The sequence below is a fragment of the Cyanobacteriota bacterium genome, from assembly GCA_027618255.1.
Lineage (GTDB): Bacteria > Cyanobacteriota > Vampirovibrionia > LMEP-6097 > LMEP-6097 > JABHOV01.
Window position 1 is genome coordinate 13,347 of record JAQCFG010000005.1, and the last position, 23,241, is coordinate 36,587.

At 38.8% G+C, this 23,241-nt stretch carries 27 protein-coding genes; 15 read left to right on the top strand and 12 right to left on the bottom strand.

Annotated elements, in window-relative coordinates; genetic code table 11:
• The first annotated feature begins 86 nt into the window (after window positions 1-86).
• The 3 genes from O3C63_01255 to O3C63_01265 all read left to right on the top strand — a co-directional run bounded on the left by O3C63_01255 (window position 87) and on the right by O3C63_01265 (window position 1,345).
• Window positions 87-260: a DUF423 domain-containing protein gene (locus tag O3C63_01255; GenBank protein ID MDA0771547.1), complete on the top strand. Its 174-nt coding sequence runs from the start codon at window positions 87-89 to the stop codon at window positions 258-260.
• An 18-nt stretch (window positions 261-278) separates the two neighbouring features.
• Window positions 279-794, top strand: coding sequence for a peroxiredoxin (locus tag O3C63_01260; protein ID MDA0771548.1), 516 nt, complete (start codon window positions 279-281; stop codon window positions 792-794).
• A 248-nt stretch (window positions 795-1,042) separates the two neighbouring features.
• Window positions 1,043-1,345: a hypothetical protein gene (locus O3C63_01265; protein MDA0771549.1), complete on the top strand. Its 303-nt coding sequence runs from the start codon at window positions 1,043-1,045 to the stop codon at window positions 1,343-1,345.
• 201 nt (window positions 1,346-1,546) lie between these two features.
• Here O3C63_01265 and O3C63_01270 read toward each other — a convergent pair whose 3' ends face one another.
• The gene (locus O3C63_01270; protein MDA0771550.1) at window positions 1,547-2,311 is read right to left on the bottom strand and encodes a hypothetical protein; all 765 of its coding nucleotides are present in this window, start codon (window positions 2,309-2,311) and stop codon (window positions 1,547-1,549) included.
• A gap of 8 nt (window positions 2,312-2,319) precedes the next feature.
• Complete coding sequence (locus O3C63_01275; GenBank protein MDA0771551.1) at window positions 2,320-2,952, bottom strand: methyltransferase domain-containing protein; 633 nt, start codon at window positions 2,950-2,952, stop codon at window positions 2,320-2,322.
• 101 nt (window positions 2,953-3,053) lie between these two features.
• Between O3C63_01275 and O3C63_01280 the strand changes: the two genes are divergently transcribed.
• On the top strand, window positions 3,054-3,824 hold the full coding sequence (locus O3C63_01280; protein ID MDA0771552.1) for a hypothetical protein: 771 nt from the start codon (window positions 3,054-3,056) through the stop codon (window positions 3,822-3,824).
• Here the strand turns inward: O3C63_01280 and O3C63_01285 are convergent.
• The 3 genes from O3C63_01285 to O3C63_01295 form a co-directional block, all read right to left on the bottom strand.
• The gene (locus O3C63_01285; GenBank protein MDA0771553.1) at window positions 3,821-4,306 is read right to left on the bottom strand and encodes a CoA-binding protein; all 486 of its coding nucleotides are present in this window, start codon (window positions 4,304-4,306) and stop codon (window positions 3,821-3,823) included. The two genes, O3C63_01280 and O3C63_01285, sit on opposite strands and share 4 nt — an antisense overlap.
• A gap of 2 nt (window positions 4,307-4,308) precedes the next feature.
• Window positions 4,309-5,262, bottom strand: a complete 954-nt coding sequence (locus tag O3C63_01290) for an alpha/beta fold hydrolase (GenBank protein ID MDA0771554.1) — start codon at window positions 5,260-5,262, stop codon at window positions 4,309-4,311.
• A gap of 209 nt (window positions 5,263-5,471) precedes the next feature.
• The gene (locus O3C63_01295) at window positions 5,472-5,861 is read right to left on the bottom strand and encodes a hypothetical protein (GenBank protein MDA0771555.1); all 390 of its coding nucleotides are present in this window, start codon (window positions 5,859-5,861) and stop codon (window positions 5,472-5,474) included.
• 439 nt (window positions 5,862-6,300) lie between these two features.
• Here O3C63_01295 and O3C63_01300 point away from each other — a divergent pair, with 439 nt between their 5' ends.
• Window positions 6,301-6,630: a hypothetical protein gene (locus tag O3C63_01300; GenBank protein ID MDA0771556.1), complete on the top strand. Its 330-nt coding sequence runs from the start codon at window positions 6,301-6,303 to the stop codon at window positions 6,628-6,630.
• Between the two features lie 357 nt (window positions 6,631-6,987).
• On the top strand, window positions 6,988-7,812 hold the full coding sequence (locus tag O3C63_01305) for a hypothetical protein (protein ID MDA0771557.1): 825 nt from the start codon (window positions 6,988-6,990) through the stop codon (window positions 7,810-7,812).
• Window positions 7,813-7,817: 5 nt separating this feature from the next.
• Here O3C63_01305 and htpG read toward each other — a convergent pair whose 3' ends face one another.
• Together htpG and O3C63_01315 are read right to left on the bottom strand one after the other, a co-directional pair.
• On the bottom strand, window positions 7,818-9,674 hold the full coding sequence (gene htpG, locus O3C63_01310) for a molecular chaperone HtpG (protein ID MDA0771558.1): 1,857 nt from the start codon (window positions 9,672-9,674) through the stop codon (window positions 7,818-7,820).
• Window positions 9,675-9,725: 51 nt separating this feature from the next.
• Complete coding sequence (locus tag O3C63_01315) at window positions 9,726-9,974, bottom strand: CDGSH iron-sulfur domain-containing protein (protein ID MDA0771559.1); 249 nt, start codon at window positions 9,972-9,974, stop codon at window positions 9,726-9,728.
• 345 nt (window positions 9,975-10,319) lie between these two features.
• Between O3C63_01315 and O3C63_01320 the strand changes: the two genes are divergently transcribed.
• From O3C63_01320 to O3C63_01340, 5 genes are read left to right on the top strand one after another with little or no spacing between them, the layout of a single operon-like run.
• On the top strand, window positions 10,320-10,586 hold the full coding sequence (locus O3C63_01320) for a metal-sensing transcriptional repressor (protein MDA0771560.1): 267 nt from the start codon (window positions 10,320-10,322) through the stop codon (window positions 10,584-10,586).
• Between the two features lie 56 nt (window positions 10,587-10,642).
• A complete protein-coding gene (locus O3C63_01325; protein ID MDA0771561.1) occupies window positions 10,643-10,987 on the top strand; it encodes a hypothetical protein in 345 nt (114 codons plus the stop codon).
• Window positions 10,988-11,040: 53 nt separating this feature from the next.
• The gene (locus O3C63_01330) at window positions 11,041-11,577 is read left to right on the top strand and encodes a sigma-70 family RNA polymerase sigma factor (protein MDA0771562.1); all 537 of its coding nucleotides are present in this window, start codon (window positions 11,041-11,043) and stop codon (window positions 11,575-11,577) included.
• Between the two features lie 35 nt (window positions 11,578-11,612).
• Window positions 11,613-11,903 (top strand): hypothetical protein, encoded by a 291-nt coding sequence (locus tag O3C63_01335; GenBank protein ID MDA0771563.1) that lies wholly within the window; start codon window positions 11,613-11,615, stop codon window positions 11,901-11,903.
• Window positions 11,900-12,307: a hypothetical protein gene (locus tag O3C63_01340; protein MDA0771564.1), complete on the top strand. Its 408-nt coding sequence runs from the start codon at window positions 11,900-11,902 to the stop codon at window positions 12,305-12,307. The genes O3C63_01335 and O3C63_01340 overlap by 4 nt, the downstream gene beginning before the upstream one ends.
• 1 nt (window position 12,308) lies before the next feature.
• On the opposite strand, the gene O3C63_01345 is transcribed toward O3C63_01340, so the two are convergent.
• Entirely contained in the window at window positions 12,309-13,253 is a 945-nt protein-coding gene (locus O3C63_01345; GenBank protein MDA0771565.1) for a phytanoyl-CoA dioxygenase family protein, read from the bottom strand.
• A gap of 97 nt (window positions 13,254-13,350) precedes the next feature.
• On the opposite strand from O3C63_01345, the gene O3C63_01350 reads away from it, so the two are divergent.
• A complete protein-coding gene (locus O3C63_01350; GenBank protein ID MDA0771566.1) occupies window positions 13,351-13,563 on the top strand; it encodes a hypothetical protein in 213 nt (70 codons plus the stop codon).
• 2 nt (window positions 13,564-13,565) lie between these two features.
• Here O3C63_01350 and msrB read toward each other — a convergent pair whose 3' ends face one another.
• Entirely contained in the window at window positions 13,566-14,603 is a 1,038-nt protein-coding gene (gene msrB, locus O3C63_01355) for a peptide-methionine (R)-S-oxide reductase MsrB (GenBank protein ID MDA0771567.1), read from the bottom strand.
• A 243-nt stretch (window positions 14,604-14,846) separates the two neighbouring features.
• On the opposite strand from msrB, the gene O3C63_01360 reads away from it, so the two are divergent.
• Window positions 14,847-16,352: a mechanosensitive ion channel gene (locus tag O3C63_01360; GenBank protein MDA0771568.1), complete on the top strand. Its 1,506-nt coding sequence runs from the start codon at window positions 14,847-14,849 to the stop codon at window positions 16,350-16,352.
• 128 nt (window positions 16,353-16,480) lie between these two features.
• The gene (locus tag O3C63_01365) at window positions 16,481-17,374 is read left to right on the top strand and encodes a phytanoyl-CoA dioxygenase family protein (protein MDA0771569.1); all 894 of its coding nucleotides are present in this window, start codon (window positions 16,481-16,483) and stop codon (window positions 17,372-17,374) included.
• An 82-nt stretch (window positions 17,375-17,456) separates the two neighbouring features.
• Here O3C63_01365 and O3C63_01370 read toward each other — a convergent pair whose 3' ends face one another.
• Window positions 17,457-18,338: an MBL fold metallo-hydrolase gene (locus tag O3C63_01370; GenBank protein ID MDA0771570.1), complete on the bottom strand. Its 882-nt coding sequence runs from the start codon at window positions 18,336-18,338 to the stop codon at window positions 17,457-17,459.
• Between the two features lie 69 nt (window positions 18,339-18,407).
• Between O3C63_01370 and O3C63_01375 the strand changes: the two genes are divergently transcribed.
• On the top strand, window positions 18,408-19,172 hold the full coding sequence (locus O3C63_01375) for an SMP-30/gluconolactonase/LRE family protein (GenBank protein MDA0771571.1): 765 nt from the start codon (window positions 18,408-18,410) through the stop codon (window positions 19,170-19,172).
• Between the two features lie 14 nt (window positions 19,173-19,186).
• Here O3C63_01375 and O3C63_01380 read toward each other — a convergent pair whose 3' ends face one another.
• Window positions 19,187-21,454 (bottom strand): hypothetical protein, encoded by a 2,268-nt coding sequence (locus O3C63_01380; GenBank protein MDA0771572.1) that lies wholly within the window; start codon window positions 21,452-21,454, stop codon window positions 19,187-19,189.
• Between the two features lie 55 nt (window positions 21,455-21,509).
• Window positions 21,510-23,207: a dihydroxy-acid dehydratase gene (ilvD, locus tag O3C63_01385; protein MDA0771573.1), complete on the bottom strand. Its 1,698-nt coding sequence runs from the start codon at window positions 23,205-23,207 to the stop codon at window positions 21,510-21,512.
• Window positions 23,208-23,241: the final 34 nt, after the last annotated feature.

Below are 23,241 nucleotides of genomic sequence, written 5' to 3' on the forward strand. Positions count from 1 at the left end.
CAACCGCAACGAATGTTGCGTTTGCTTTAAGGATAATCCCGACTTTTGCAGTAAGTCTAATTGAGGGTTTTAGCACTGACTGCTGCTTGACTTCATTAGACTTGTTTTGGATTTTCTTAATTGCTTTGCTTTTATTCTGTGGCAATATCTATGCCTATGCAATTAGTGGCAGCAAATCCTTTGGTTTGATTGCTCCATTTGGTGGCATTAGTCTAATGCTTGGTTGGGCTTATTTAATTTATATAGCAATAAAGTCTTAAGCCATATATAATTAAGCTATGCCAATCAGCAAAATACTTTTAGCTACTTTGATTATCGTACCTATTTTATTTGCTTGCAACAAAGGAGATTCCGGAATGACAGCAAATACTTTAATCACAGCCCCAGACTTTAGTTTAATTGATGAGAATAATCAAACACATACTTTGTCTGACTACAAAGACCAATACGTTCTGATTTATTTTTATCCTAAAGACGACACCCCAGGTTGTACTAAGGAGGCTTGTTCTATCAGGGATTCAATCCATCGCTTTGAAAGCAAAAATATCAAAGTCTTTGGTATAAGTTCTGATAGTCCAGCAAGTCACAAGAAATTCAAAAATAAATATCAACTGCCGTTTACTTTATTGTCAGATCAAAAAAAAGAAGTGGCTAAGCTCTACCATGCTGATGGAATATTATTAAAAAGAATCTCTTACCTAATTGCACCTGGTGGCACCATCCTCAAGCATTATCCAGATGTCAGCCCAAGCAGCCATGCCGGTGACATTCTTGATGATTTTGATGCGCTTTAATCACCTATGGGTCCAATTCCCCGCAGCTCTGCTGCATATCTGAAGATAGACTGGTTTGGATCCATAGTGGTGATTAAAAAAAACACAAAAATCACATCGGGTGCTTGGAAGTTTTTGGTAGAAATCTGGAATCTCAGCAGGCACCCGATTAATGAAGATACCCCTATGCTCTGCATAGGGGAGCTTCATTTAGAGTTCAAACACGTAAAATGTCACACAAGGTCTTATTATTGCTAAAATAATCAGCAATGAATGTTGTTACAAATTCTGTTATCACTGAGACTCGACCACAAGTCACTAAGCCAGATGACTTCAACAACTCTAGAATGAATTTTCGATCTCAAAACCCACTAGAAGGTTTTGAGACAACAATCGCGAGCTACGATAATGGCAAAGACTTAGCTCCAATGATCAAATATAATGACCAGCAAACTCGCTTCCAATTCCCCGCTCTCAAGAATGGTGCAAAAGCTGAAGATGGTATTTTTTATGAGATAGCAGTGAAAAGTCTATCAAGATCCGATACTGGACAAATCGCTGTCTACAAATAGACTTGTTTTGAAGTCGGAATTATCTCCAAAGGCAACACGCGCATTCAGCGCGGTTGCTACCTTTTATACATTAGACCTGTACATCGAAACTTCGTTTCGAAACAGGTCTAATGTATAAAAGATCAACCCCAGAATCGAGTATTGGATGGAAAGGCTTACTTTATTACAGATACAACAAGTGACGAAGCTTCATGGGCTGGGTTACACGCTCCTAGACTCATGACCAAACCAAGGATTCGGTTCATTCATGTCGCTTGAATACTTCTCCAGCACTAAATCATGCAAATCCTGAATAGTCCCGTCTGCTTGGGCCCATTTTTCTATATCAGGAAAATCAATCTTGCAATTCTCACATTTCTTGCCATTTTGAAACTTTAGTGGACACCAAAAAGATTCTACGTTTCGGAGCATTTCAGCTCCATAGGAATAAACTCCAGTCATCCAATCACAATAAAGACACCAAGTCATATCGTGACCAACAAGCCCGTCTATCTTCTGGCGTGAAATATTTATCCACTCTTCTTCTTTATACTTTGGAAAACCAAGAATCCATCTCAATGGTGCATACAAAACTATCTCACCAAATCTAAGAATCAAGAAAACAGGTACGGCACCAAGACTAACAAAAAGCCCCAGGTGATTTCTCAGAGGTCCAACTACCTTGTTAAGTGCGTCTTTAACGGTGTCACCTTTTTGTTTATGAATTATTTGCCCATGAACAAAATTGAAAACATAAATCATCAAGACTTGTGCAACTACTGTCGCAAGAACACCCGTCTTGCCAGCATACCAACTTGCAACTAGCCACGGGATCCAGCTTAATAAACTAATAGCAGTATCTAAGCCATAAGCCAAGCAAAAAAAATCGTTTCTCGTAGAAACCTGATAAATTATAGTAATAGCGATTGCTTGATAGCAAAAAGCTGCAAGCAAGACATAGACAAAGTCATTAATAAATTCAGACATGTTTTAAATTATAACCGCTTCTGCAGAACAATAAGATCTGGCTCACGATAATTAACAATCTGCAAGCCAAGCTCAAGAGCTATGTACTCAAATGTCTTCAAAGAATAAAACGAAGTATGAGTTGAGTCATCCTTATAAAACCAAGACTTGAATTCATCATAACTTGGACTAAAACGAGTCATCAAGGATAAATAGCCCAATGGTTTTAACAACTTAAGCATCTTCGGAAATTCTTGCATTGGATCATAAAAATGCTCCACTACTTCTGTGGCACAAAGCAAATCAAAACTTGCTTCAGAGAAATTATTTATTGCGTAGCAAGGGTCATAAATCTCTACTTGATATGATTGCCTGCCCAAAAGTTCAGCTAGTACTGGATTTGGACCGGAACCATAATCAAGAATCCGTTGCACTTGATAAGGACTAATTGCTTCTTTAATAAAGGTCTCAAGCATCTTTACATAGCCTTGATCATCAATACTGTTGTGATGAAGATCATAACGAGCTTTCTCTGTTTGAGCATCCAAAAAAAACTCCTGATCCATTCCAATAAACAAACAATGCTCGCAATGAAAGTAGCGACGACCATTCTTCAAAGTCGTAGTTTTACTGATGGCTTTGTGACAAATTCGGCAATCCACAACTTTAGTATAACGAAACAGGTGATCTTACCTATCAAAAATAAGTCAAAATCTACTTTATATGATTAAGGCGCAGATTTTGGCGTCAAGAAGGGGACCAAATGAGCATTACAAGCAATTTTTCAACACTAGTCTTAGCATTAACAGCCAGTAACAACGGAGAGGCGCAAGAGACACCCAAAGAACAAACCGGACCAAGACCTAGTATGTTCACACCACAACCACGTACTTATCTACCTTTCACAAGAAAACCAAATCCAAAACCAGCTGCTCGTTTAAAAGGAAGCATTGAGTTTAAAGATGCCCCCACAGATAGTTTCAAATCATTTCCAGACAATGGCAGCCCTGGTGGAATCAAATTGAAAGGTTCAATTGATACGACCAATAAAAAAACAGATGATGTAATTCAAATCCAATTCCCAGGAAAAACAAGAGCAAATAAATTAGCTAAACAAATCTACAACTCTGTCACCATCAACGATCAAGAAACTGGTGAGAGAATCAAATTAGGCACAATCAATCACCGTGAGGCAAATGCATTAATTACTCATCTGGAGAATGACTTTAAAGATGGTGAAGTTGCAAAAACAACAGGCGACAAAATAAGTAAATATCTCACAAGCGCTCAAGAAAGACACACAATGTTATTAACCAAATTCAACGAAGGCAAAATCACGGCTGATGAATTCTACAAAGCAAGAACTGCTGAATTAAAATTAGGCATGGGCATAAACGAACTCTACAATGAAGAGGCAAAACCACCACAAACCCCTCTAGCAAGAGCATATAGATCCATTGAAACCAAAACACCAGAAGAAGCCATTAAACGAGGTGAACCAGTAGCTTCAAAGCAAACCAAGAGTATCTACTAAAACTGTCCAGTGCGCAGCATAACCAAAGTACAAGCTTCGATAGTTTCAATACCTGCTGCTGCTAACTTAGAAGCAAGTTCCGGGTTTTCTGTATTGGGGTTGAAAATAACTCGTCTTGGCTTGACTTGAATAATTTGCTCAATTAAGCCCGAGGATATTTCAGGATTGACATAAACTGCAATAGTATCTATCTCTGTCTCCACAATAGATTCAATAGACTTACTGCAAAAGTCGGCATTATCCTTAAAGCAACTCTCAACATTCGTTGCGTTTGCTACCTTTGTTAAAGCGACATCACTAGCAAAACTTTGTTTTGCAAGATGTCTCATACTTGGGCAGACATTAATGCCAAGTATTTCTTTTAACTTAGGATGAACCGGAATAGGCTGATAGCCCATCTCAGCAAGTAACTTAACAGCCTGATATGAATATCTATCTGTTTTATTCGAAGCTCCTATTACAACTACTTTTCTAATTTTCATAATTAAGCTGCCAAATACTCTAACATCCGAGATTCTGAGTAAAACAAACCATCATCAAAATCAACAAAACCTACATGCCCGCCATAGTCACTTAATTCAAGAGTGATATTGTCATTTTCAGTAGCAGCTTCAAATGGATAAGAATCATAATCAACAAAAGGATCGTCCTTTGCTAACAAAATTGCTGTAGGTATAGCAATGTCTTTAATTAGTTTATAAGAGCTGTTCCATTCCAAATATTCAGCAAAAGTCTTCTTCTCATATTGTTTTTGAAAGCGTTCAAAAAAATCAGGGAAGCTTCTGACTTTAAATAAGTCAAAAATATCGAGATCATAAGGAAGATTGTATCTAAACTGCCAAAGTCTCTTACAAAGCATAATCAAAAAACCAAATAAGTAAGCCCTATTCTTTGGTTCATGCAACTCAGCAATAGTTGTTGTCAAGTCAAGGGTTGGCGAAACCACATAGGCGCTCGCAAGCCTGTCACTGACAGCATTGGCTCCCAAGCCAAGATAACGCAAAACGACATTGCCACCAGTACTGTAACCAACCAGATGAATTTTTTGATAATTAGCTTCACCAATAATCTTGTCGATGACCACGTCCATATCTTCTTGTTGACCAACTTCAATCAAATAAGTCTTACTAAGATCGCCACTACAACCTCGATAATTAAAAACTACAACATCATAGTTTGCTGCATTTAAAGCATTAACAACAGACTGAACATATATGCGTTTGGAAGAACTTTCAAAACCATGACAAAGAACTACTAGTGATCCAGAATTAACGCAAGACCAATCAAGGTCAATAAAATCACCGTCGGGTGTAGGCAGCTTTTCTCTTTGATAATGTACTTCTTTGACTGGTCTAAATAATCTAGCAAATGAGGTATTAACAAACGCGTTTTTAAATATTGAATGAGGTACTTGGTATTTTGAAATGATTTCGACCATTAACTAATTTTAACCTGATTATTAGCGTTATTACTGAAGCTTATAGTAAAATCTAATTACGGGAAAACCTCAGCTTGGTTGTTAGACTGGAGAGTTTAATAATTTGATGGTGGCAAGTACTAGCCTAATCGATCCGCAAGGAACGTGTCGTAAGACTTAATACCAGGCTCTCATTGTGGGACCAAAGGAAATCTTAGGTCCCTATTTTTTTACTTCACTAAGTTCTTCAAGCTCTGCTTAAAAATCTTGCGAGCTTCCTTGGCTTCTTCGATGCTCACTTTATAATCAAGCTCGTGAGCAGCCAAATTGCGCATACGGTGGAATTTCCAAAGCTCTTTCTCATTATCAAAACGTTTGGCTACCTTATTAAGAGTTTCGGCTGCAGTAGATTTTTTACCATCGCTCATTTGTTGAACTGTTGCTACTAGTATTTTATGCGACTCCATTAAAGAATGATTTGGTTCAAGTTTGCTGGTGCGTTGAATCTTAGCACAAGACTCTTTGACAAGCTCTTCTGGAAGATATTTTGTTCTGGTTACAAAATAAAACGCCAAGGCACCAAGACAAACAATAGTAACTGCAAGAATTAAATAAAGCATGTGGATATTCTAACTGATAATCAAGCGATTAATTGTTTAAGTGAAGATTCAATATCTACTCGCTCTGCACCATTAACACTGCAGTCAAAGACCACAAAGAACCCAAAACTAAATTCAATTTACTTTTGGCTTGTACGCGCAAAGATAAATTTATCGACGAGTCGCTACTATCCGAGATTCTTGAAACAACCATTGTTTACCATCCTTTTGTGAAATCTTAAGGAATAATAACATAGGTAGACTAACCCAGGTAAACTACGCTATACAGGATCCAAGAGTCATAAAGACAGATTTCTAGATCAAATAGCCTAGAACTATAGCCAATTTACTCAACAATGTAGCCTAACTACATGAGAACTCAATAGGCTAGCTAGGGCATTTATTTAATAGTGAAGCCCTCACAATAATTCTGACGCTGATTCTAGTTTCTGGCCAATTAATGGCTAGTGCGGCCTTAAAAAACCTTGTCCCCGTTGACATAATTGACTCAACCAACCTAGGTCTAGATTTACAAATTGTTGAAGATGATAAATCACTTGATCTAAGTATTCAACCAGAGTTACAGTTTCAAGTTAGACCAAATTCTCTACATGTCTCTGATAGCAAAAGTGCTGCATTTAAGATGGATGTTTTTGTGATCCAAGCTGATGGTAGTCGAGAATTTATAGCGAGTCAAAATACCACTATTTCAAAAAACAAATCGAAGAATTTAAAACGTTTTACTCTGACACTCGACTCTAGTTCACTAGAAAACGGAATCAATAATTGAGAACTTGAACTCTTTAATACCGAAGGGGCGCTTACTAATCTTTACTCACTTGAACTTCAAGGTTTTAATAAACCAAGTAGATCACTAGATCCTTTAGATCTTGGCTTACCGACTGGTCTTGGCTCCATTGCCGAATGCACAAATACTGAGTTTGGTGATTGTCAATTAGATTATTTCTTCCGCAAAGTTAGTTTTGAAGTCAGCAAAAAAACTCAAGCGCAAACTAAATTAATCAAAGACGACGGACAATATATAGTAGTAATTCCTTTTGCATCTGGTAGTGTTGTTAAATCAAAACGTTTCACTCAGCAAACAGTACTAGAACCAGACATAATTACAAACGGCAACTTGCAAATAGTGCCAAGTGCATTGCGAAATAACCTAACTGATGGTCTATTTGAATATGACGGTAATGGATTATTTTTTACAGTTGGTACAAATAGAATTGATTTAACAACAGTGAGTCAAGGTCTAACGGGACCAGCAGGTCCAATAGGAGCACAAGGTCCAATAGGAGCACAAGGTCCAGCTGGGTCAACAGGCACCACAGGATCAACTGGAGCTCAAGGACCAGTAGGCGCAACTGGAGCACAAGGTCCATCTGGAGTAGCCAATCTAGACACAGCCTTTATCAATAATGGTGGTGCTCTTGGTAGCTTCACTATCAACGGTGATTTATTTATTCCCAACGCAGCAATTGACGGCTATGTACTCGGCACAGACGCTAACGGCAAAGCTAGCTGGCAAGCACCAAAGCTACCTAGTTTATTTACAGCCACCAGTACAACAACTCAAGTCATGACAGACACTAGCTTTACTGACGTACCAGGCATGAGCATAGGCTCAGTAACTATTGTGACGGGAGATATACTGAGAGTTAGCTTCTCTGGTTCATACACCGTCAATGGCACCAAGGATGACTCATACTCAAGGTTACGTTTTACTTTCAATAGCACAGCCATTGGACCAATACTTTCTGTTGTCAATGTCACAAAAGACACCGACACCTATGGACCAGCACATATAATGATGCTCAAATGTGGTATCGGCGCTGGAGAAATTGCTCCAGGTACTTATACTGTCAAACTGCAAGCCTTAGCTGACGCTGATCAAGGTACTGTCTCTCTGACTTTTGGTCCTGGTAGCGAAGAATATGACCTTTATGCAGAAGTCCTTCGATAAGGAAACTACTTCAACATCAACTTGGTTACAAGAGCATTATAGTTTTGCATATCTTCTATTGCTGAACCTTCAAGTAAAAGAGCTTGATCATAAATCAAGTTCATATAGTCTTGAGCTTCACCAGATTCAAGCAAAGCATTCAACTTGGTTATTAACGCATGCTTTGAATTAAGCTCAAGCACTCTCTTTGACTTAGGTATAGCCTGATTTGCATTTTTATAAATACGTTCCATATTTGCGCTGATATCATTTTCGTTAGCAACCAAACAAGCGACTGTTTCAACCAATCGATCAGAGAATTTCACATCAGAAACTTTGTCTTTGAGCTGATCTTTAAAACTAGTAAGAAGATCTTTATACTCTTCAGTCTTGGCTTCAACTTCTTTATCATCATCGTCAAGCTTGATATCTCCCTTGGTAGCAGACTTAAATTTCTTTGCTTTAAAATCTGTACCAGAACTCACAACCCACTCATCAATTGGATCAGTCATAAATACAACCTCTATATCTTTAGCCTTAAGCGCTTCAAGATACGGAGAGTTTTCAAGATTCACTCTAGAATCACCAGTAATGTAATAAATCTCATCACTTGAATTTCTATCAACATAGTCTTGTAAAGAGATAGACTCACCAGTCTCAGTCTTGGTTGTTTCAAACATCAAAAGACTCATAATCTTGTCTTTATTAGCAAAATCAGTGTGAACACCTTCTTTAATTATTTTGCCAAACTGGGCATACCATTTTTTGTAATCATCAAACTTGCTTTTTTTGAGCTTCTCCAACTCCGACAATATTTTTTTACCAAGATTCTTTTTAATTGCAGCAACCCTTGGGTTTTGTTGCAAAATTTCACGAGATACATTCAAAGGCAAATCCTGAGAATCAACCAAGCCACGCACAAAACGTAAGTATTGAGGCAAAAGCAATTCTGGCTCAGAACTTATAAAGACCTTGTTTATATATAGTTGCAAACCTTTTTGACTATCAGGCATGAACATCTCCATTCCCGCGCTCTGAGGGAAATACAGAAGAGCCGTGTATTCATTAGTACCTTCAGCATTGTAGTGAAGATGATGAATTGGATTGGTAAAATCATGGCTTAGATGTTTATAAAACTCATTGTACTCATCATCAGTAATCTCTGATTTATTTTTAGTCCAAAGAGCTTTTTGTGAATTCATTAGCTCCCAAAGAGTTTCATTTTTCTCGTCATCAATCGTTTCAAATTTAATTGGAAATTCTATAAAATCAGAATATTTTTTAACTATTGATCTAATTTTGTAATCCTGTAAATATTCATCAAACTCTTTACCTTCTTTAAGCTTGAGAGTGATTTTGGTACCATTGCGAAAATCAAGATCATCCTTAGGCTGAATCTCATATTCACCAGTACCAGTTGAAGTCCAAACTAACCCTTGATCTTCACCAGCTTTTTTAGTTTCCAGGCTCAATTCAGCAGCAACGATAAATGCTGAATAAAATCCAACTCCAAATTGACCAATCAACTCAGCACTATTATTCTGAGCCTTAATTTTCTCCAAAAACTCTTTAGTACCAGACTTAGCAATAGTACCAAGGTTATTAATCAAGTCATCTTGACTCATTCCAATGCCATTGTCTTGAATACTGATTGTTCTTGCTTCTTTATCTATAGCAATAAATATCCCAAGCTCACCGTCACCAAGCAAGTCTTTGTTCGTTAAAGCCTCAAAACGTAATTTGGAAATCGCATCTGCGGAGTTAGAAATCAACTCTCTTAAAAATATATCTTTATTAGAATAAAGAGAGTTAATTACCAGGTCTAATACCTGATCGACTTCTGCCTCAAATTTATATTTGCTACCACTTGTTTTAGTTACCATGTGCTAACCATTGTAAAGAAGTCAAGTGCTGAAAGTCAAGCCCAATGAGCCTTAAGCCCACGAGTGAGCACCATCACAGAAAGCACCCTTACCAGATTTACGACAAGCGCACATTGCATAATTTTTAGAAGTTGGTATATCCACTATTTGTGGCGCCATCCCTGTAGCTTTACTTGAGTGCGATCCATCACAAAAAACTCCCTTGCTAGACCAGCCACAAGTGCAGTAAGCAACTTTGCTACCAGCTTCAAGTGCTTCAAAGACAGGCGAGTTTGGTAAATTAGGATTTTTCAAATTCATTTATTTATTAGACTTACTGCCAAAGTCCCCTTTATCTTCACTAACGGAACTAGTGCTTCGCAGCGTTCCGACCTTTTGTGTATCGACATCACTAGCAAAACAGAGTTTTGCAGTATGTCTATATCCTAACAAAATATTAGTTAAAAGCATTTTATTGAGAAGCTTTCTCAAAGTATTAGACCTGTTTCGAAACACAGTTTCGATGTACAGGTCGCTCAAAAAAAGGTAGCAACCGCGCGGAATGCGCGTGTTGCCTTTGGAGATAATTCCGACTTTCAAAACAAGTCTATTGAAGATGGAGCAATAGTACTTGATGGTTATACCCAGGTGGGGTATAATCGAATAATGGAAACAGCAGATTACAGCAAAGAACTTGGCAAACTCAATCGTATTGCCGGCCAAATAGAAGGAGTCAAAGACATGATTAGTTGCAAACGAGCAGCGACCGAGATCATGATTCAACTTAAAGCGGTACGAGCCTCAGTCAAATCCATAGAAAGCATTATCCTAGAAGACCATTTAACTCGTCATTTATTAAACGCACAAGATTCGACTGATTTAGCCGAAAGAATCAAAGCAACTAGCAAGTTATATAAGAAGTCTGATTTATAACGAAGGCTTTTTCTTCCTGCCACGTATAAGGTACAGAGGGAAGAGAAGGAGAATAAATGAAAAAACTAATCACGCTATTTTCGATTCTATTAATGAGTGCGACTGCCGCACAAGCAAAACATCATAGAAGCTACGACCAGGACAAGTATAATAACAGAAGTCACAAACAAAGCTATGGTAAAAGCGACAGAGACCATGACCACAGGGACTTAGCACAATCAATTAATCGAAGCAGTAGACGAATTGAAAACAATTACTACGGACCAATCATTAGCAACAGTCAAGGTCCAAGAAGATTCAATTCTCAGACTTGCGTAAGACCAAGAAGAGACTATTACAGACAAGCCTATATCTATAATAATCCATGGTGGGGACCTACCTTAATCAGCTTTGTCTTCTAAAACCCGATTTTAAAGCCCATCTACTGCGTTATACTCTCACCATATTTCTCATAATGACCAACAATCCTCACCAGACTCAAGCATTTGCTCAATTAGTCAAAGTCAATTCATCTAAGTACTACGCAACGGCTTATAGAATGCTTGCAAATAAAACAGAAGCTCAAGACATAGTACAAGAAGCATTTACCAAACTTTGGCAAGCACCACACAAATGGAATCCTCAAAAGCAAACCAAATTTAGCACTTGGTTTTATCGAGTAATCATCAATCTCTGTCTTGATTTCAAGAAGAAACGAAGGGCACTACCAATTGCAGAAGGAATGGAATTCCCCGCAGAATCGATAGACTTAGATCGAATAATAGATCAACAAGTCAAAGCAAAACAACTAGAAGCTCTCATACAAGCCCTTCCACAAAGACAACAAATCGCACTTAATTTATCTTTTTACGAAGGACTCAGCAATAAAGAATCAGCAGAAATAATGGAGATCAATATCAAAGCATTAGAATCACTTCTAATGAGAGCCAAAACACAACTCAAATCACAAATCAAGGACAACGACAAACAATCGTCATTGCGAGAAGCGTAAGCGACGTGGCAACCCAGAATTCAGGAGAATAATTTATGAAAGAAAATCATCTAAATCAAATACTAGAACAAAGAGCAATAGAACCAGCCAGCCCTGACTTGGCAATAAGAATTATTGACAGCATCACAACCAAAGAAAGCTGGAGCACTTGGTACTATCGTACAATTGACTTGTTTTGCGAACTTGCTTTCCCTAAACCAGCTTACGCATTTAGCTTTGCTGTGGTATTAGGCTTTATAATTGGCTTCAATGACAACTTATTATTCACAGATTACAGCTCTATTGACCTTGGTGAATTCATCTATAATCAAGGAGAATTATTATGAAACAAAATCTAAAAATCGTTTTAGCCATATCAATCATGATCAACCTAGTGCTTGCTGGTGTCATCATCGGACATTACTCGCATTCATTCAAGGAGAATTGCAGAAGAAAGCCAGCAAAGCATTTTAGCCAAAGGCTACTAGGCATCAAAGAAGGCAATCAAGCAAAGCACCTTGAAATGAAAGCTCTAAGAGATGACTTATTCAATATACTTACAGCAGAGACTTTTGATGCTGAAGCCTATCAAGTCAAACTAGACGCTCTAAGAAAATTACACCACGTGAAAATGGAAATGATTTCCAACAAAATCAAAGAAATGGCGATGACAATGGATCAAGCTCAAAGAAAAGAATTAGCTAAAGAGATGCGCAGACTTCATGGACATAAAAAGCATAGAATACATTAGTTCAAAATTCTTCACGACCTTCTTTAAGTAGCCGACTATTAGACTTGATGAAGTCAACCAAGATCGGCGGAAAATCATCATCAGTAACATACAGCTTAAACTGAAGCGCAATGATTTCCAAACGTTCTTTAAAGCTTGGAATATAATTCAATTGATAAGTCGGATTGCATTTAGTGACATATTCTTTACATACATACTCAAAGCCCATGCTAATGCGCGGCTCAAGATCACGAGCAGGGGCAGGTCTTGAACCCCAATGAACTACTGATTCATTCCAAAATAAAATATCACCTGGCTTCGCTGGCAGTGCACGAATATCAGGACGCCTGAACAACCAAGAACAATCTTCCTCTGTATTATAAGTGGGGTCTCTATTTGCTGGCACCAAATAAATACAACTATTGAGTGGTGTTGATTCAGTCAGAGGAATCCAAAACGAAAGTATCTTGGGACTGCCATCTTCATAAAGTGCCTTCTTACCTTTGTCACGATGCGGTCCATAGAAACCAGAATAAAGTGAACGAGTCATTAATTCTTTATCAGGTTCCCCCAATAGCTCTAATTCTTTTTTAGCGTCCACATGCCAAATCCATAAAGTCGGCATTAAACAAGATCCCTCTCCCAAAAAATCTTCAACCACTTGAGCAAGCCTTGCTTGAAAATACCAAAACTCATCATAAACAAAGGCAAAGACTGCTGGTAAGTTAGCAGTATGCATTTTCATTAAGAGTTTTACAAACTGTTTAAAATCAAAATCTAATTCTTGAGATAAGTGCGCATAGCCTTCTAGGTCAAATAGCCTAGAATATTCTTGTTTATCTTCGTTAGTTAATTTCAACAAAGGCACTTCTATTATTTGGTTCTCAGCGACAATAGACAAATCATTGGCAAAATCTTGCCAAAAATCCTTTGAATTCAAGTTATCTAGCTTGAGTAAATCAACCACTTAGATAGTTTAACCCAAATTTATAGATCTTTAACTTCTGGGTATAATGAAGAAAGCGAAGATGAGCAGCAGAAGTAATAGATTAAAGAAATGCGAGATGTGTGAAAAATTAATTTCAAGCACTGAGGCTCATCCTGTTTGCATGGACTGCAGTGATCATGACTCTGAATTGTTTGAAAGAACCAAAAATCTACTTAAATATGGAGAACAAATCTCCGCTGCAGAATTAGCTGCTAGATCAGGCATAGAAAAAAAACATATCGAGCGCTGGGTCAACACTGGACGACTGAGCAGTGCTAGGCACGACTAAATTCACTGAGCCTGAAACAATTTGATAAATTCTGAATAACCTTCTTGTTCAAGCTTATCTGCTGGAATAAATCTCAATGCCGCTGAGTTGATGCAATATCTTTTACCAGTGGGTCCCGGACCATCATCAAATACATGACCTAGATGTGAATCACCTTGTTGTGACCGAACCTCGGTTCTAGTCATAAACATTTTAGTATCCTTATTATAAATAAGGGTTTGGTCCTGTATAGATTGCGTAAATGAAGGCCAACCAGAACCAGAATCAAATTTATCAGATGAACTAAAAAGAGGCTCACCAGTAACTACATCAACATAGATACCAGGTTTTTTATTATCCCAATACTCATTGTCAAAAGGTCTTTCCGTGGCATCTTCTTGAGTTACTTTGTACTGCAAGTCTGTAAGCTTCTTTTTGATCTCAGAGCGATCAAGCTTTATAGAACAAGTCTTAGAGGACTGCTCAATATCTTCTTTCGCAAAACCAAAGATCTTAGTTAAAGTACCCCAGGTTGATTCAATAAACTTGCTACGTCCAGAACCAGCCCGATATAAATTATAATGAACCGGATTCTTTTTAGAGTAGTCTTGATGATATTCTTCAGCGGGATAAAATGTTGTGTAAGCAATCACAGGTACTTTAATATCCTTATCAAAAATCCCTGATGCTTGAACTAACTGTTTAGATTTTTCTGCTGCAATTTTTTGCGCATCATCATGAAAGAAAATCGCTGGACGATATTGAAGACCACGATCAGCAAACTGTCCCTTGTCATCGGTTGGATCAATCTCTTTCCAAAAGCTATCTAACAATCTTTCATATTTAATTTGTTCAGGATCATAACTAATTTGAATCGCTTCATAATGATCAGTCAGTCCACTACTGACGGCTTGATAATTTGCTGTTTCCGCTGTTCCACCAATATAACCCGACAAAACTGATTTGACACCAGGCAATTTGGCAAAAGTGCTTTCAACACACCAAAAACAACCGCCAGCAAAACTGGCTTTCTTTAATTCTTTTGCGTTTACAGAATTCATAATAAACAGTACTAGTATAAGGATTAGCCTAAACAAGATGGTCAAATTATAGCAAGTAAAACTATTCAGAATTATCTAGAGCCACTAATCTGCATACTAGGCATGGGAATTATATATAAAGGTGCAATTCCTCATAATATCCAGGGAACCACAGTTAACTATATATAGTCTTATAAACTACAGGTCCGTTTACGGAAGGATCAAAGGTGACCATAAAAAAAGAGGTAAAAAATGGATGAAATTATGACTCGACTACAAGAGGTATGTCAATCGACAGCCGCTGGTGTAGTTGAACCAATCAAGGCTTATGTGCCAAATTTGCTGACAGCAATAGGAATTCTAATTATAGGATGGCTAGCTGCTGTAATCATATCTAACTTTATTGCTTGGGCAGTTGCTAAAACTAAATTAGATAATTTATTAGCAAAATCGCTTGGCATTGAAAATGGAGGGAAGAATAGCCCTATTGCAGATAGTACCAAAACTATTGCTTACTATTTAATTATGCTACTTGCGTTAGTAGAGTTTTTCAAAAAACTAGATCTTGTATTAGTTACACAACCACTAAGCGAAATGGTAAATCATTTATTTGATTTTGCACCAAATTTACTTGGAGCAATTGGTTTACTTGTTGTTGCATGGTTACTTGCTACTCTTACACAGAAATTAATTTCTAGTATCCTTGACGCAATCAAGTTTGACGAACTGCTTTCTGCAAAAGCAGGCAAACAATCAATTCACTTAAGCAGTTCAATATCTTCAACCGCTTACTGGTTAGTAATGCTTTTGATCTTACCAAGTGTACTTAGTTCATTACAACTTACTGATGCTGTAGCTCCCTTGAACAATATGTTTAGTGAACTACTTGGACATCTTCCAAACATACTTAGCGCGACAATTATTCTTGTGGTAGGTTGGTTCCTAGCAAGAGTGATCCAACGTGTTGTAACTAACTTACTATCAAGTATTGGTGCTGATAACTTAATAAATACTCTTAGTTTGACATCAATCTTTGGTAAAACAAAACTGTCTGAAGTTCTTGGGATGATAACTTATGTATTTGTATTATTCCCTGTACTTATTTCTGCATTAGACGCTCTATCTTTAGAAGCTGTTGTTGGACCTGCTACTGAAATGCTTAGCAAAATCTTTAGCGCTGTTCCACTTATATTTGCAGCTTTAATCATGTTAGCTATCGCTGTTATCGTTGGACGTTTCGCTTCAAACCTAGTTGGTAATTTATTACAATCAATTGGTTTTGATGATGTGATGTCATGGCTTGGTGTTGGACATAGTGCTCCTAAGAGTGACGGTTCTAGACCATCAGTGCTTGTTAGCAAACTTGTACTTGCAACAATCGTTCTTTTTGCAAGTGTTGAAGCATTCAATATGCTTGGACTTACTGCAATCAGTGGCATGCTTCAACAATTCATCGTCTTCGGTGGTCAAATCATCTTGGGTATCGTGATCCTAGCTGTTGGATTTATTCTTTCCAATCTTGCTAGTAAAGCAATCACAGATGCTGCTACTACTCATGGTGAATTACTTGCAAGCATCGCCAGAATTGCGATTCTTGTACTTGCTTCAGCAATGGGCTTAAGACAAATGGGTCTAGCAACAGACATTATCAACATGGCGTTCGGTATCCTATTTGGTGCTGTTGCAGTTGCTATTGCGCTTGCCTTCGGACTTGGTTGTAAAGAAATTGCAAGCAAGGAAGTTGAGACATGGCTCAAATCTATTAAATAGATTGTATCAATAAATAAATGTCACGTCGTAGTATAACGAAGACGGAAAAGACCTCGCAAATGCGGGGTCTTTTTTTTCGTCTTCGCTTTGCTACGACGCAATCCAGGGTTCATGCTACCCTAAACTATATGTTACTTTTAGAGGAAATCGAATCTAAGGAATTCTGGAAAGGCTTTGATCAAGACTTCCATATAGAAGAACTCGAGGCTGCAACTGCCGCTCAAATTGACTCACTAGAAAGCTCTAAAGAAGTTCTCAAGAAAGAGGGCTACTATCATTATCAAGAAGCTGGACTACAGTTCAACTACACTGGAGCTTGCACTTTGATCAAAGCTCTAGTACAAATGAAATTACCACCTATCTTTGTACTGGTCTATGATGAGTTTTGGCAATTACAAAACCAGCTAGGCAATATTGTTTCTAATATTCTTGGTAAAGATGCAAAGCTGATTCCAGCAATTTGGGCTTGGTGCGTGGAGACTAACTCTGAGAACATCGAAAGGCATGAGAATAATGCAGAGTACAATAGATCTATCTACTCGTCTTTCATAGAACCTCACCGGGACAAAGGTAAAATATCTCTCAACCCTGATGGCTCAGCAAAATCACTCACCACCTGGATTCCACTCAACGAAGCTAATCCTCTAAATAGCTGCATTCACCTTGTACCTGCTCACAAAGATAGAAACTATAATACTGAGACTCAAGACAACTGGAACTTTAACTTTGCTGACATTAGAGCCTTACCAGCTAAGCCTGGTGATGTTTTAATATGGAATCAAGCCGTCTTGCATTGGGGCTCCATGCCTGCAGCAAGAGATGGTCAGGAGCCACGTATCAGCATTGGTTTTGATTATGTAGCTAAGCCTGAAGGAGTGAACTATCCAATTGATTATATGCCTAGTTTTGAAGAGCGCCGCTATCTAATTGCCGTGCAAATTATGCAGTATATTCATAAGATGGAGACTAATGAAGCTATTGTTGAGTTTATTAAAAAGTATCGTCTTTGCGAGGAGCATTAGCGACGTGGCAATCTAATGCAAGGATTCAAAATATTTCAAGAAACCCTGCATTAGGTTGCTTCGCTAACGCTCGCAATGACGATTATTGTTGCCGCATCCACTCTACGCAACTTTCAATATGAAGTTTATAAGCCTCTGGATGCGCCTTAATTCTTCTGCCATGCCCAGGTAAAAGCCAAGCCCAATAATATTCTATGAGTTTCTCTACTGATTCAATTTGTTTATTCCAAGAATACTTGCAATATTTTTTCCAAGCAATTAATTGATTTAGTTTTTTTGAATAAGCAATGTGGTCACCAGAAAACAAAAACTGTCTTTTGTAATTCAAGAGTAGATGTCCCTCAGTGTGTCCTGGAGCGTAAATTATAGCTAGCTCATCATCAGCATCGTCTATTTTGCTGTGATATTCATGCTCTATAACTATCTCAGCATGAGGGATTGAGTCACAAAGCTCTTTGTGATGAATGATACGCTGACAACCAAAATGATCATGAAATTTCTGATGATCAGCGACATCGTCCTTGTGGGTCAAAAACATATACTTAATACCGCCCATTTCTTCAAGTTTGTCGACGAGAGCTTTAGTAAAACGCGGACTATCAACAAGCACATTGCCAGCTTCTCTTTTAATAAAGTAACTAGTAGCTCCATATGATTTCTCAGAATGATAGCCACAATGATAAACATTATCCTCTATAAGGATGGGGAAGGTATTTTGCACTGCCTTCATATCAATATCAGTACCAGTGTAGCCAATAGAAGCAGTGGGACATGAAATCAAGGCTTGCATTGCCGCCTGTTTTTCTTTATCGTTTCCAGGCTCTTTAATAACAGCTGACTTGCCCTTAACCTGTTCATAAATAGTCGGAGCCATCCAACGGCATGTATCACAATCGATACAGCTTTCATCTACAAAAAAACTTGCATCAATATTCTCTGGTCTTTTAAGGCTTTTTTGTGCCATTTGCATAGTATATCGCTAAAGTCTAGGTCAATTAACCTAGACTTAACTAATTATGTGAATAGCTAATCTATGCAGGGGAGATCACTAGTTATATTATCAGTTTTGTTCAGTTTGTGCTTTGGCCTAAGTCCAGCACATGCTCTAAAGCTACCTGATATCCATTCGCCAAACAGCTTGGCCAAGGATTCTCAGGGCAATACTTATATTGCTGCCATGGCAGAATCGAATATCTACAGAATGAATTCTGAAGGTGAGCTTTATCTTTTTGCAGGCACAGGACAAGGACTATATCAAGAAGGTCCTAGACTAGCTGCTAGTTTTAGAAATCCATATTCTGTTGCAGTAGATTCCAAAAACAATCTCTATGTTGCAGATTCTGGTAACAACCGTATTAGAAAGATCGACAATAAAACAGGTACAGTGAGCACCTATGCAGGTTCCGATAGTACCGGTCACAAAGATGGCAAAGCACTTGATGCACAGTTTAATTTCCCGTACGGAATAATTTTTGATAAAGAAGACAATCTTTATGTATCTGATCAACGCAATCATTCGATTCGCAAGATCAGCAGCAAGGGCAAAGTTTCTACTATTGCAGGCACTCAAAGCTCTGGCACAGTAGATGGCAAGGTTGCTCGTTTCAAGTATCCATCAGCAATTGCAATGGGCACAGATGATAATGTCTATGTCTTAGACAACGGTAATAAGGTACTTCGCAAAATCAACGGTGACTCTGGCTTAGTCAGTACTATCACTGATGAAGAAGACAACAAATCTAATCTAAGAGTACCTAAGCAGGCTGTTGAAGTTGAGAGAGTTGCGTTTAATCAGTAATTCCAAGTCTCTTGTTACCACTGGTGTCTTCTACCGAATCTACGTCTTGGTTTGAGATTGGTTGAATCTTGATATATATTATATCTCTGGCTTTGCTTTTGATAAACCACCTCTGTTTTGCGAGTTAGCTCTTCTTCACGAGCAGAAGCTGTTTTCTCTTTAATATCAGCAAGCCTCGAACTGAGATCAAAATCTAATGGCTGCCATTCTCTCTTAGCTGGAATATAGACTTGAGGCTTACTTTGTCCATCTTTACGAACAGCCGTAACCAAAGTCTCTCCATCAGCAGTTTTAATAGTACCCATATTATAAATCTCTAAAATTTCCTTGCGATTCTTAGGATCAGTCCATACCGCTTTAAATTCATCACTTTCACCTGCAACTGGCTCTGAATAAAAGCTTGTTTTACCTTCTTGATTTGTACTCTGTGCTGTTACCCCATTCAAGGCATTGATTTCTGCAATTACTTGAGCCTGATTTTGTTTCTCGATACTTGTCCAGTCACTTTGTCCCTCAGTTTTTTCAAAAAGCGTTGTTTGAGATCCTTTGAGTGCATAAATTCTTTCTATATGTTTACCTGAAGCATCTGCCCTAGTACCTGCGTTATAGTACTGCCAACCACTTTGACTTGCATGACTTTCTTGGCCAGCAATTAGAGCCTGAGTAGCTTCTGTTTGTTTAATAGTAGATAAATCAGCTTGTACTGATTTAAGTGCAAGCATGTCATCAAGCCGGATATCTGTTTTGGGTTTAATCCCTGAGCTTGCAATTATTTCTTGAGCGAACTTGATTGCTTCGGTTGATTCTTCTCCAAGTCCGGAAAAAGCAGCATGCAAGTCAGAACTGGCTTGACTCCGCACTTCTTTATCTTTTTGTATATGTGATTTTCTTTCATTTGCATAATAACCTTCATTCATAGCATCATAAGTGCCAGAGATTCTGGGACTAAACGCACGATTTAATCCCAAGAAACCAGGTGGAACCTCTACCCCTGGAGACCAATTAGCAACAGCGCTAGCGCTAGCACGAGGATCATTACGAGCAATAGATTTAACTGTATCTTGTAACACGATCTCACGCATTTGTTCAGCGTAATTAGCCTTCTCTCTTTCTGCTGGAGTTTGCGGATTTTTCAAAATCCGAATTGCTATATTATTAGCCAAACCATCCAACTTTGTCTTATCAAGTTTACCCTCTTTATCAAATAAACTAGTAACAACTCCTGCTGCTGATTCAATATTAAAATCCTTAATTCCCATGAGCTTAGCTTCTCGGGACGTAAAATCCACTAAATTGCTAGCAAATGTTTTCTTACCTTCTGGACTAAGACCTTCAAAAATAGTTCTAGCTTTTGAAGCAAGTTGGATTAGATCAGGCTTAGCCTCTGAACTTAATCCTTTAACTAAATCTAAGCTACCAGAGAGCAAAGTATTTCTATCCGCTGGGTTTAACTTACTTACAGTACCATGAACAAAATCTGTAATTGAGTCCAAATGTTCTTTGGTTAGTTTTTCGCCACTAATCGTTGCTGCTGAGCCTACTATATCTGCAACTAATTCTCTATCTCCAGCAAGTCTCTCAGCTACTTTGGTCATAGATGCTGAATTTGGATTTTCACGTGCAGCTTGAAAATCTGATATGAAATCCATTCTCTCTGCAAGCTGCTCATCAGTACCGCGAGCTAATAAGCCGGCTGCAAAATCTAGAGCCTCGCTAGAAGTCTTTAGTCTTGGTTTGTCGCTAGTGGCTGATTGAACCAAAGACAAAGTCTCCAAACTACTACGCAATTCTGCTTCTCTCCTTTCAATAGAAACATTGTCACCAAGAGACTTGGCTTTCTCTAATATAATCTCTTTTGTTAAACCTCTTATTCCCTCTGGACTTTTAAACCGCACACTGTCAGTCGACTTAAGCTTATCCATAGTGAATGAATCGAGCTTCACAAGATCATTATTTGCTTTGATTTTGTTTTCAATATTGTCAAAATATTGATTTTGAACTTTCTGCTTTGCTGCTCTTGCCAGTTCTTCTGCACCAGATTTTTGCCATAGCGCTCCAGCAGTACTAGCAATCAAACTAGAAACAGCAGCATATTGTTCACCTTTTGGTAAATCAGAGGAAGGTTGCTTTAAGCCAAAGACTGGAGTTTGAGCTACCTTTAGTTTATCAGCTTGCTCTACTACAAAGCTAGCTTCAATAACTTTCGGGACAGGCTTTTTGTCCTCCTCATCATCAATCCTGGAATCACTTCCAGAACCAATACTAACGCCGCCAACACTCAATAGAGTCTCCTTTCGTCGACTCCCTTCTCTCCTTTATTAGTGATGCATTTATAAGTTATGAATTAGTTAAAGCTTTCTCAAGTCCTATATCCGCATAAACATGCGTCTCAGCTTTAGCGCCAGGATGAGTAACAGCACCAAGGTGCGCTGGACCCACTAGCTGAGCGTATTTCCACAGAGTACCAGAGTTATAGTCATTTGCTCTCTTGGTCCACTTGGCGCGGCGTTCTGCTAATTGAGCATCAGACAAAGCAACACTTAGCTCACGAGTCTTTGCATTAATAGTAATAATGTCGCCGTCTTCAAGCAAGCCAATTGGGCCGCTTTCAGCAGCTTCTGGTCCAACATGACCAACACAAAATCCGCGAGTGCCGCCTGAGAATCTTCCATCAGTAATAAGTGCGACTTTCTCGCCCATGCCTTGACCATAGATCGCAGCAGTTGTTGCTAGCATCTCGCGCATTCCTGGCCCGCCCTTAGGTCCTTCGTAGCGAATCACAATCACATCGCCTTCTTTGTAATCGCGCTTCTCAACAGCGCGGAAAGCATCTTCCTCACAATCAAAGACTCTAGCTGGTCCTTTATGTTCTTGTGAAACCAAGCCTGCGACTTTGACAATCGCACCATCAGGAGCCAGGTTGCCCTTGAGAGTAACTACTCCACCAGTCTTGCTGATTGGCTTTGAGCATCTATAAAGCAGGTCTTGCTCTTGTTTTGGGAAAGTCGCGCTAGCAGCATTTTGCGCAATGGTCTTGCCGTTAACAGTCATACAATCACCATGAATAAATCCAGCGTCCAGTAATTCCTTGATCACGATTTGGATACCACCAAGCTCATAAAGATCCTTCGCTACATATTTGCCGCCTGGTTTGAGGGAGGTGATATAAGGAGTGCGATTAAAAATCTCACCAACATCTTCCATAGTAAAAACAATTCCGGCTTCATGTGCCATTGCAGGCAAATGCAAAGCAGCATTGGTAGAGCCGCCAGTAGCTGCTACTATAGTTGCAGCATTTTCTAGTGCCTTGCGAGTGACAATATCTCTTGGTCTAATGTTAAGCGCAAGCGCTTCCATCACCGCCTCGCCAGCTAGTTTGCAATGCTTGTTTCTGTCTTCATAAGGAGCAGGCGGAGCAGAAGATCCAGGCAAAGCTAAACCAATTGCTTCACTTACGCAAGCCATAGTGTTAGCAGTGAACTGCCCGCCACATGCGCCAGCTGATGGGCAAGCAGCGTCAGTAAGCTGCTTGAGCTCCTCATCAGTCATATTGCCAGCGTCGTTTTGACCAACAGCTTCAAAAACATCAACGATAGTTACGTCTTTGCCTTTGTGTTGTCCAGGCAAAATCGAGCCGCCGTACATAAAAACGCTTGGTACATTGAGTCTGAGCATCGACATCATCATGCCAGGTAGCGACTTATCGCAGCCAGCGATTCCCACAATCGCATCGTAACAATGACCGCGCACCGAAAGCTCGACTGAGTCAGCAATAACTTCACGAGACACAAGTGATGATTTCATTCCTTGATGTCCCATTGCAATTCCATCGGTAACAGTAATAGTGTGAATCCCAAATGGAATTCCACCAGACTTGGCTACAGCTTCTTTGACTATTACCGCTTGTCTAGGTAAGTCGATATTGCAAGGCGCGCTCTCGTTACCGCAATCAACGACACAAACAAAAGGTTTGGTTTCAAGGTCATCCTTGCCAGGTCCTTCAGGGAAGGCATCGGTTTTGAGATTCTTGAGCATGGTTAAACGTCCCTCACAACCGTGTACATTACTG

Bases quoted from the DNA above. Each gene is read 5' to 3' on its own strand.
- ilvD (MDA0771573.1), bottom strand. From the start codon at position 23,207: ATGCTCAAGAATCTCAAAACCGATGCCTTCCCTGAAGGACCTGGCAAG.
- O3C63_01280 (MDA0771552.1), top strand. From the start codon at position 3,054: ATGAGCATTACAAGCAATTTTTCAACACTAGTCTTAGCATTAACAGCC.
- O3C63_01365 (MDA0771569.1), top strand. From the start codon at position 16,481: ATGTTACTTTTAGAGGAAATCGAATCTAAGGAATTCTGGAAAGGCTTT.
- O3C63_01330 (MDA0771562.1), top strand. From the start codon at position 11,041: ATGACCAACAATCCTCACCAGACTCAAGCATTTGCTCAATTAGTCAAA.
- O3C63_01295 (MDA0771555.1), bottom strand. From the start codon at position 5,861: ATGCTTTATTTAATTCTTGCAGTTACTATTGTTTGTCTTGGTGCCTTG.
- O3C63_01370 (MDA0771570.1), bottom strand. From the start codon at position 18,338: ATGGCACAAAAAAGCCTTAAAAGACCAGAGAATATTGATGCAAGTTTT.
- O3C63_01290 (MDA0771554.1), bottom strand. From the start codon at position 5,262: ATGGTCGAAATCATTTCAAAATACCAAGTACCTCATTCAATATTTAAA.
- O3C63_01260 (MDA0771548.1), top strand. From the start codon at position 279: ATGCCAATCAGCAAAATACTTTTAGCTACTTTGATTATCGTACCTATT.
- O3C63_01335 (MDA0771563.1), top strand. From the start codon at position 11,613: ATGAAAGAAAATCATCTAAATCAAATACTAGAACAAAGAGCAATAGAA.
- O3C63_01265 (MDA0771549.1), top strand. From the start codon at position 1,043: ATGAATGTTGTTACAAATTCTGTTATCACTGAGACTCGACCACAAGTC.
- O3C63_01360 (MDA0771568.1), top strand. From the start codon at position 14,847: ATGACTCGACTACAAGAGGTATGTCAATCGACAGCCGCTGGTGTAGTT.
- htpG (MDA0771558.1), bottom strand. From the start codon at position 9,674: ATGGTAACTAAAACAAGTGGTAGCAAATATAAATTTGAGGCAGAAGTC.
- O3C63_01350 (MDA0771566.1), top strand. From the start codon at position 13,351: ATGTGTGAAAAATTAATTTCAAGCACTGAGGCTCATCCTGTTTGCATG.
- O3C63_01315 (MDA0771559.1), bottom strand. From the start codon at position 9,974: ATGAATTTGAAAAATCCTAATTTACCAAACTCGCCTGTCTTTGAAGCA.
- O3C63_01270 (MDA0771550.1), bottom strand. From the start codon at position 2,311: ATGTCTGAATTTATTAATGACTTTGTCTATGTCTTGCTTGCAGCTTTT.
- msrB (MDA0771567.1), bottom strand. From the start codon at position 14,603: ATGAATTCTGTAAACGCAAAAGAATTAAAGAAAGCCAGTTTTGCTGGC.
- O3C63_01340 (MDA0771564.1), top strand. From the start codon at position 11,900: ATGAAACAAAATCTAAAAATCGTTTTAGCCATATCAATCATGATCAAC.
- O3C63_01320 (MDA0771560.1), top strand. From the start codon at position 10,320: ATGGAAACAGCAGATTACAGCAAAGAACTTGGCAAACTCAATCGTATT.
- O3C63_01325 (MDA0771561.1), top strand. From the start codon at position 10,643: ATGAAAAAACTAATCACGCTATTTTCGATTCTATTAATGAGTGCGACT.
- O3C63_01300 (MDA0771556.1), top strand. From the start codon at position 6,301: ATGGCTAGTGCGGCCTTAAAAAACCTTGTCCCCGTTGACATAATTGAC.
- O3C63_01375 (MDA0771571.1), top strand. From the start codon at position 18,408: ATGCAGGGGAGATCACTAGTTATATTATCAGTTTTGTTCAGTTTGTGC.
- O3C63_01285 (MDA0771553.1), bottom strand. From the start codon at position 4,306: ATGAAAATTAGAAAAGTAGTTGTAATAGGAGCTTCGAATAAAACAGAT.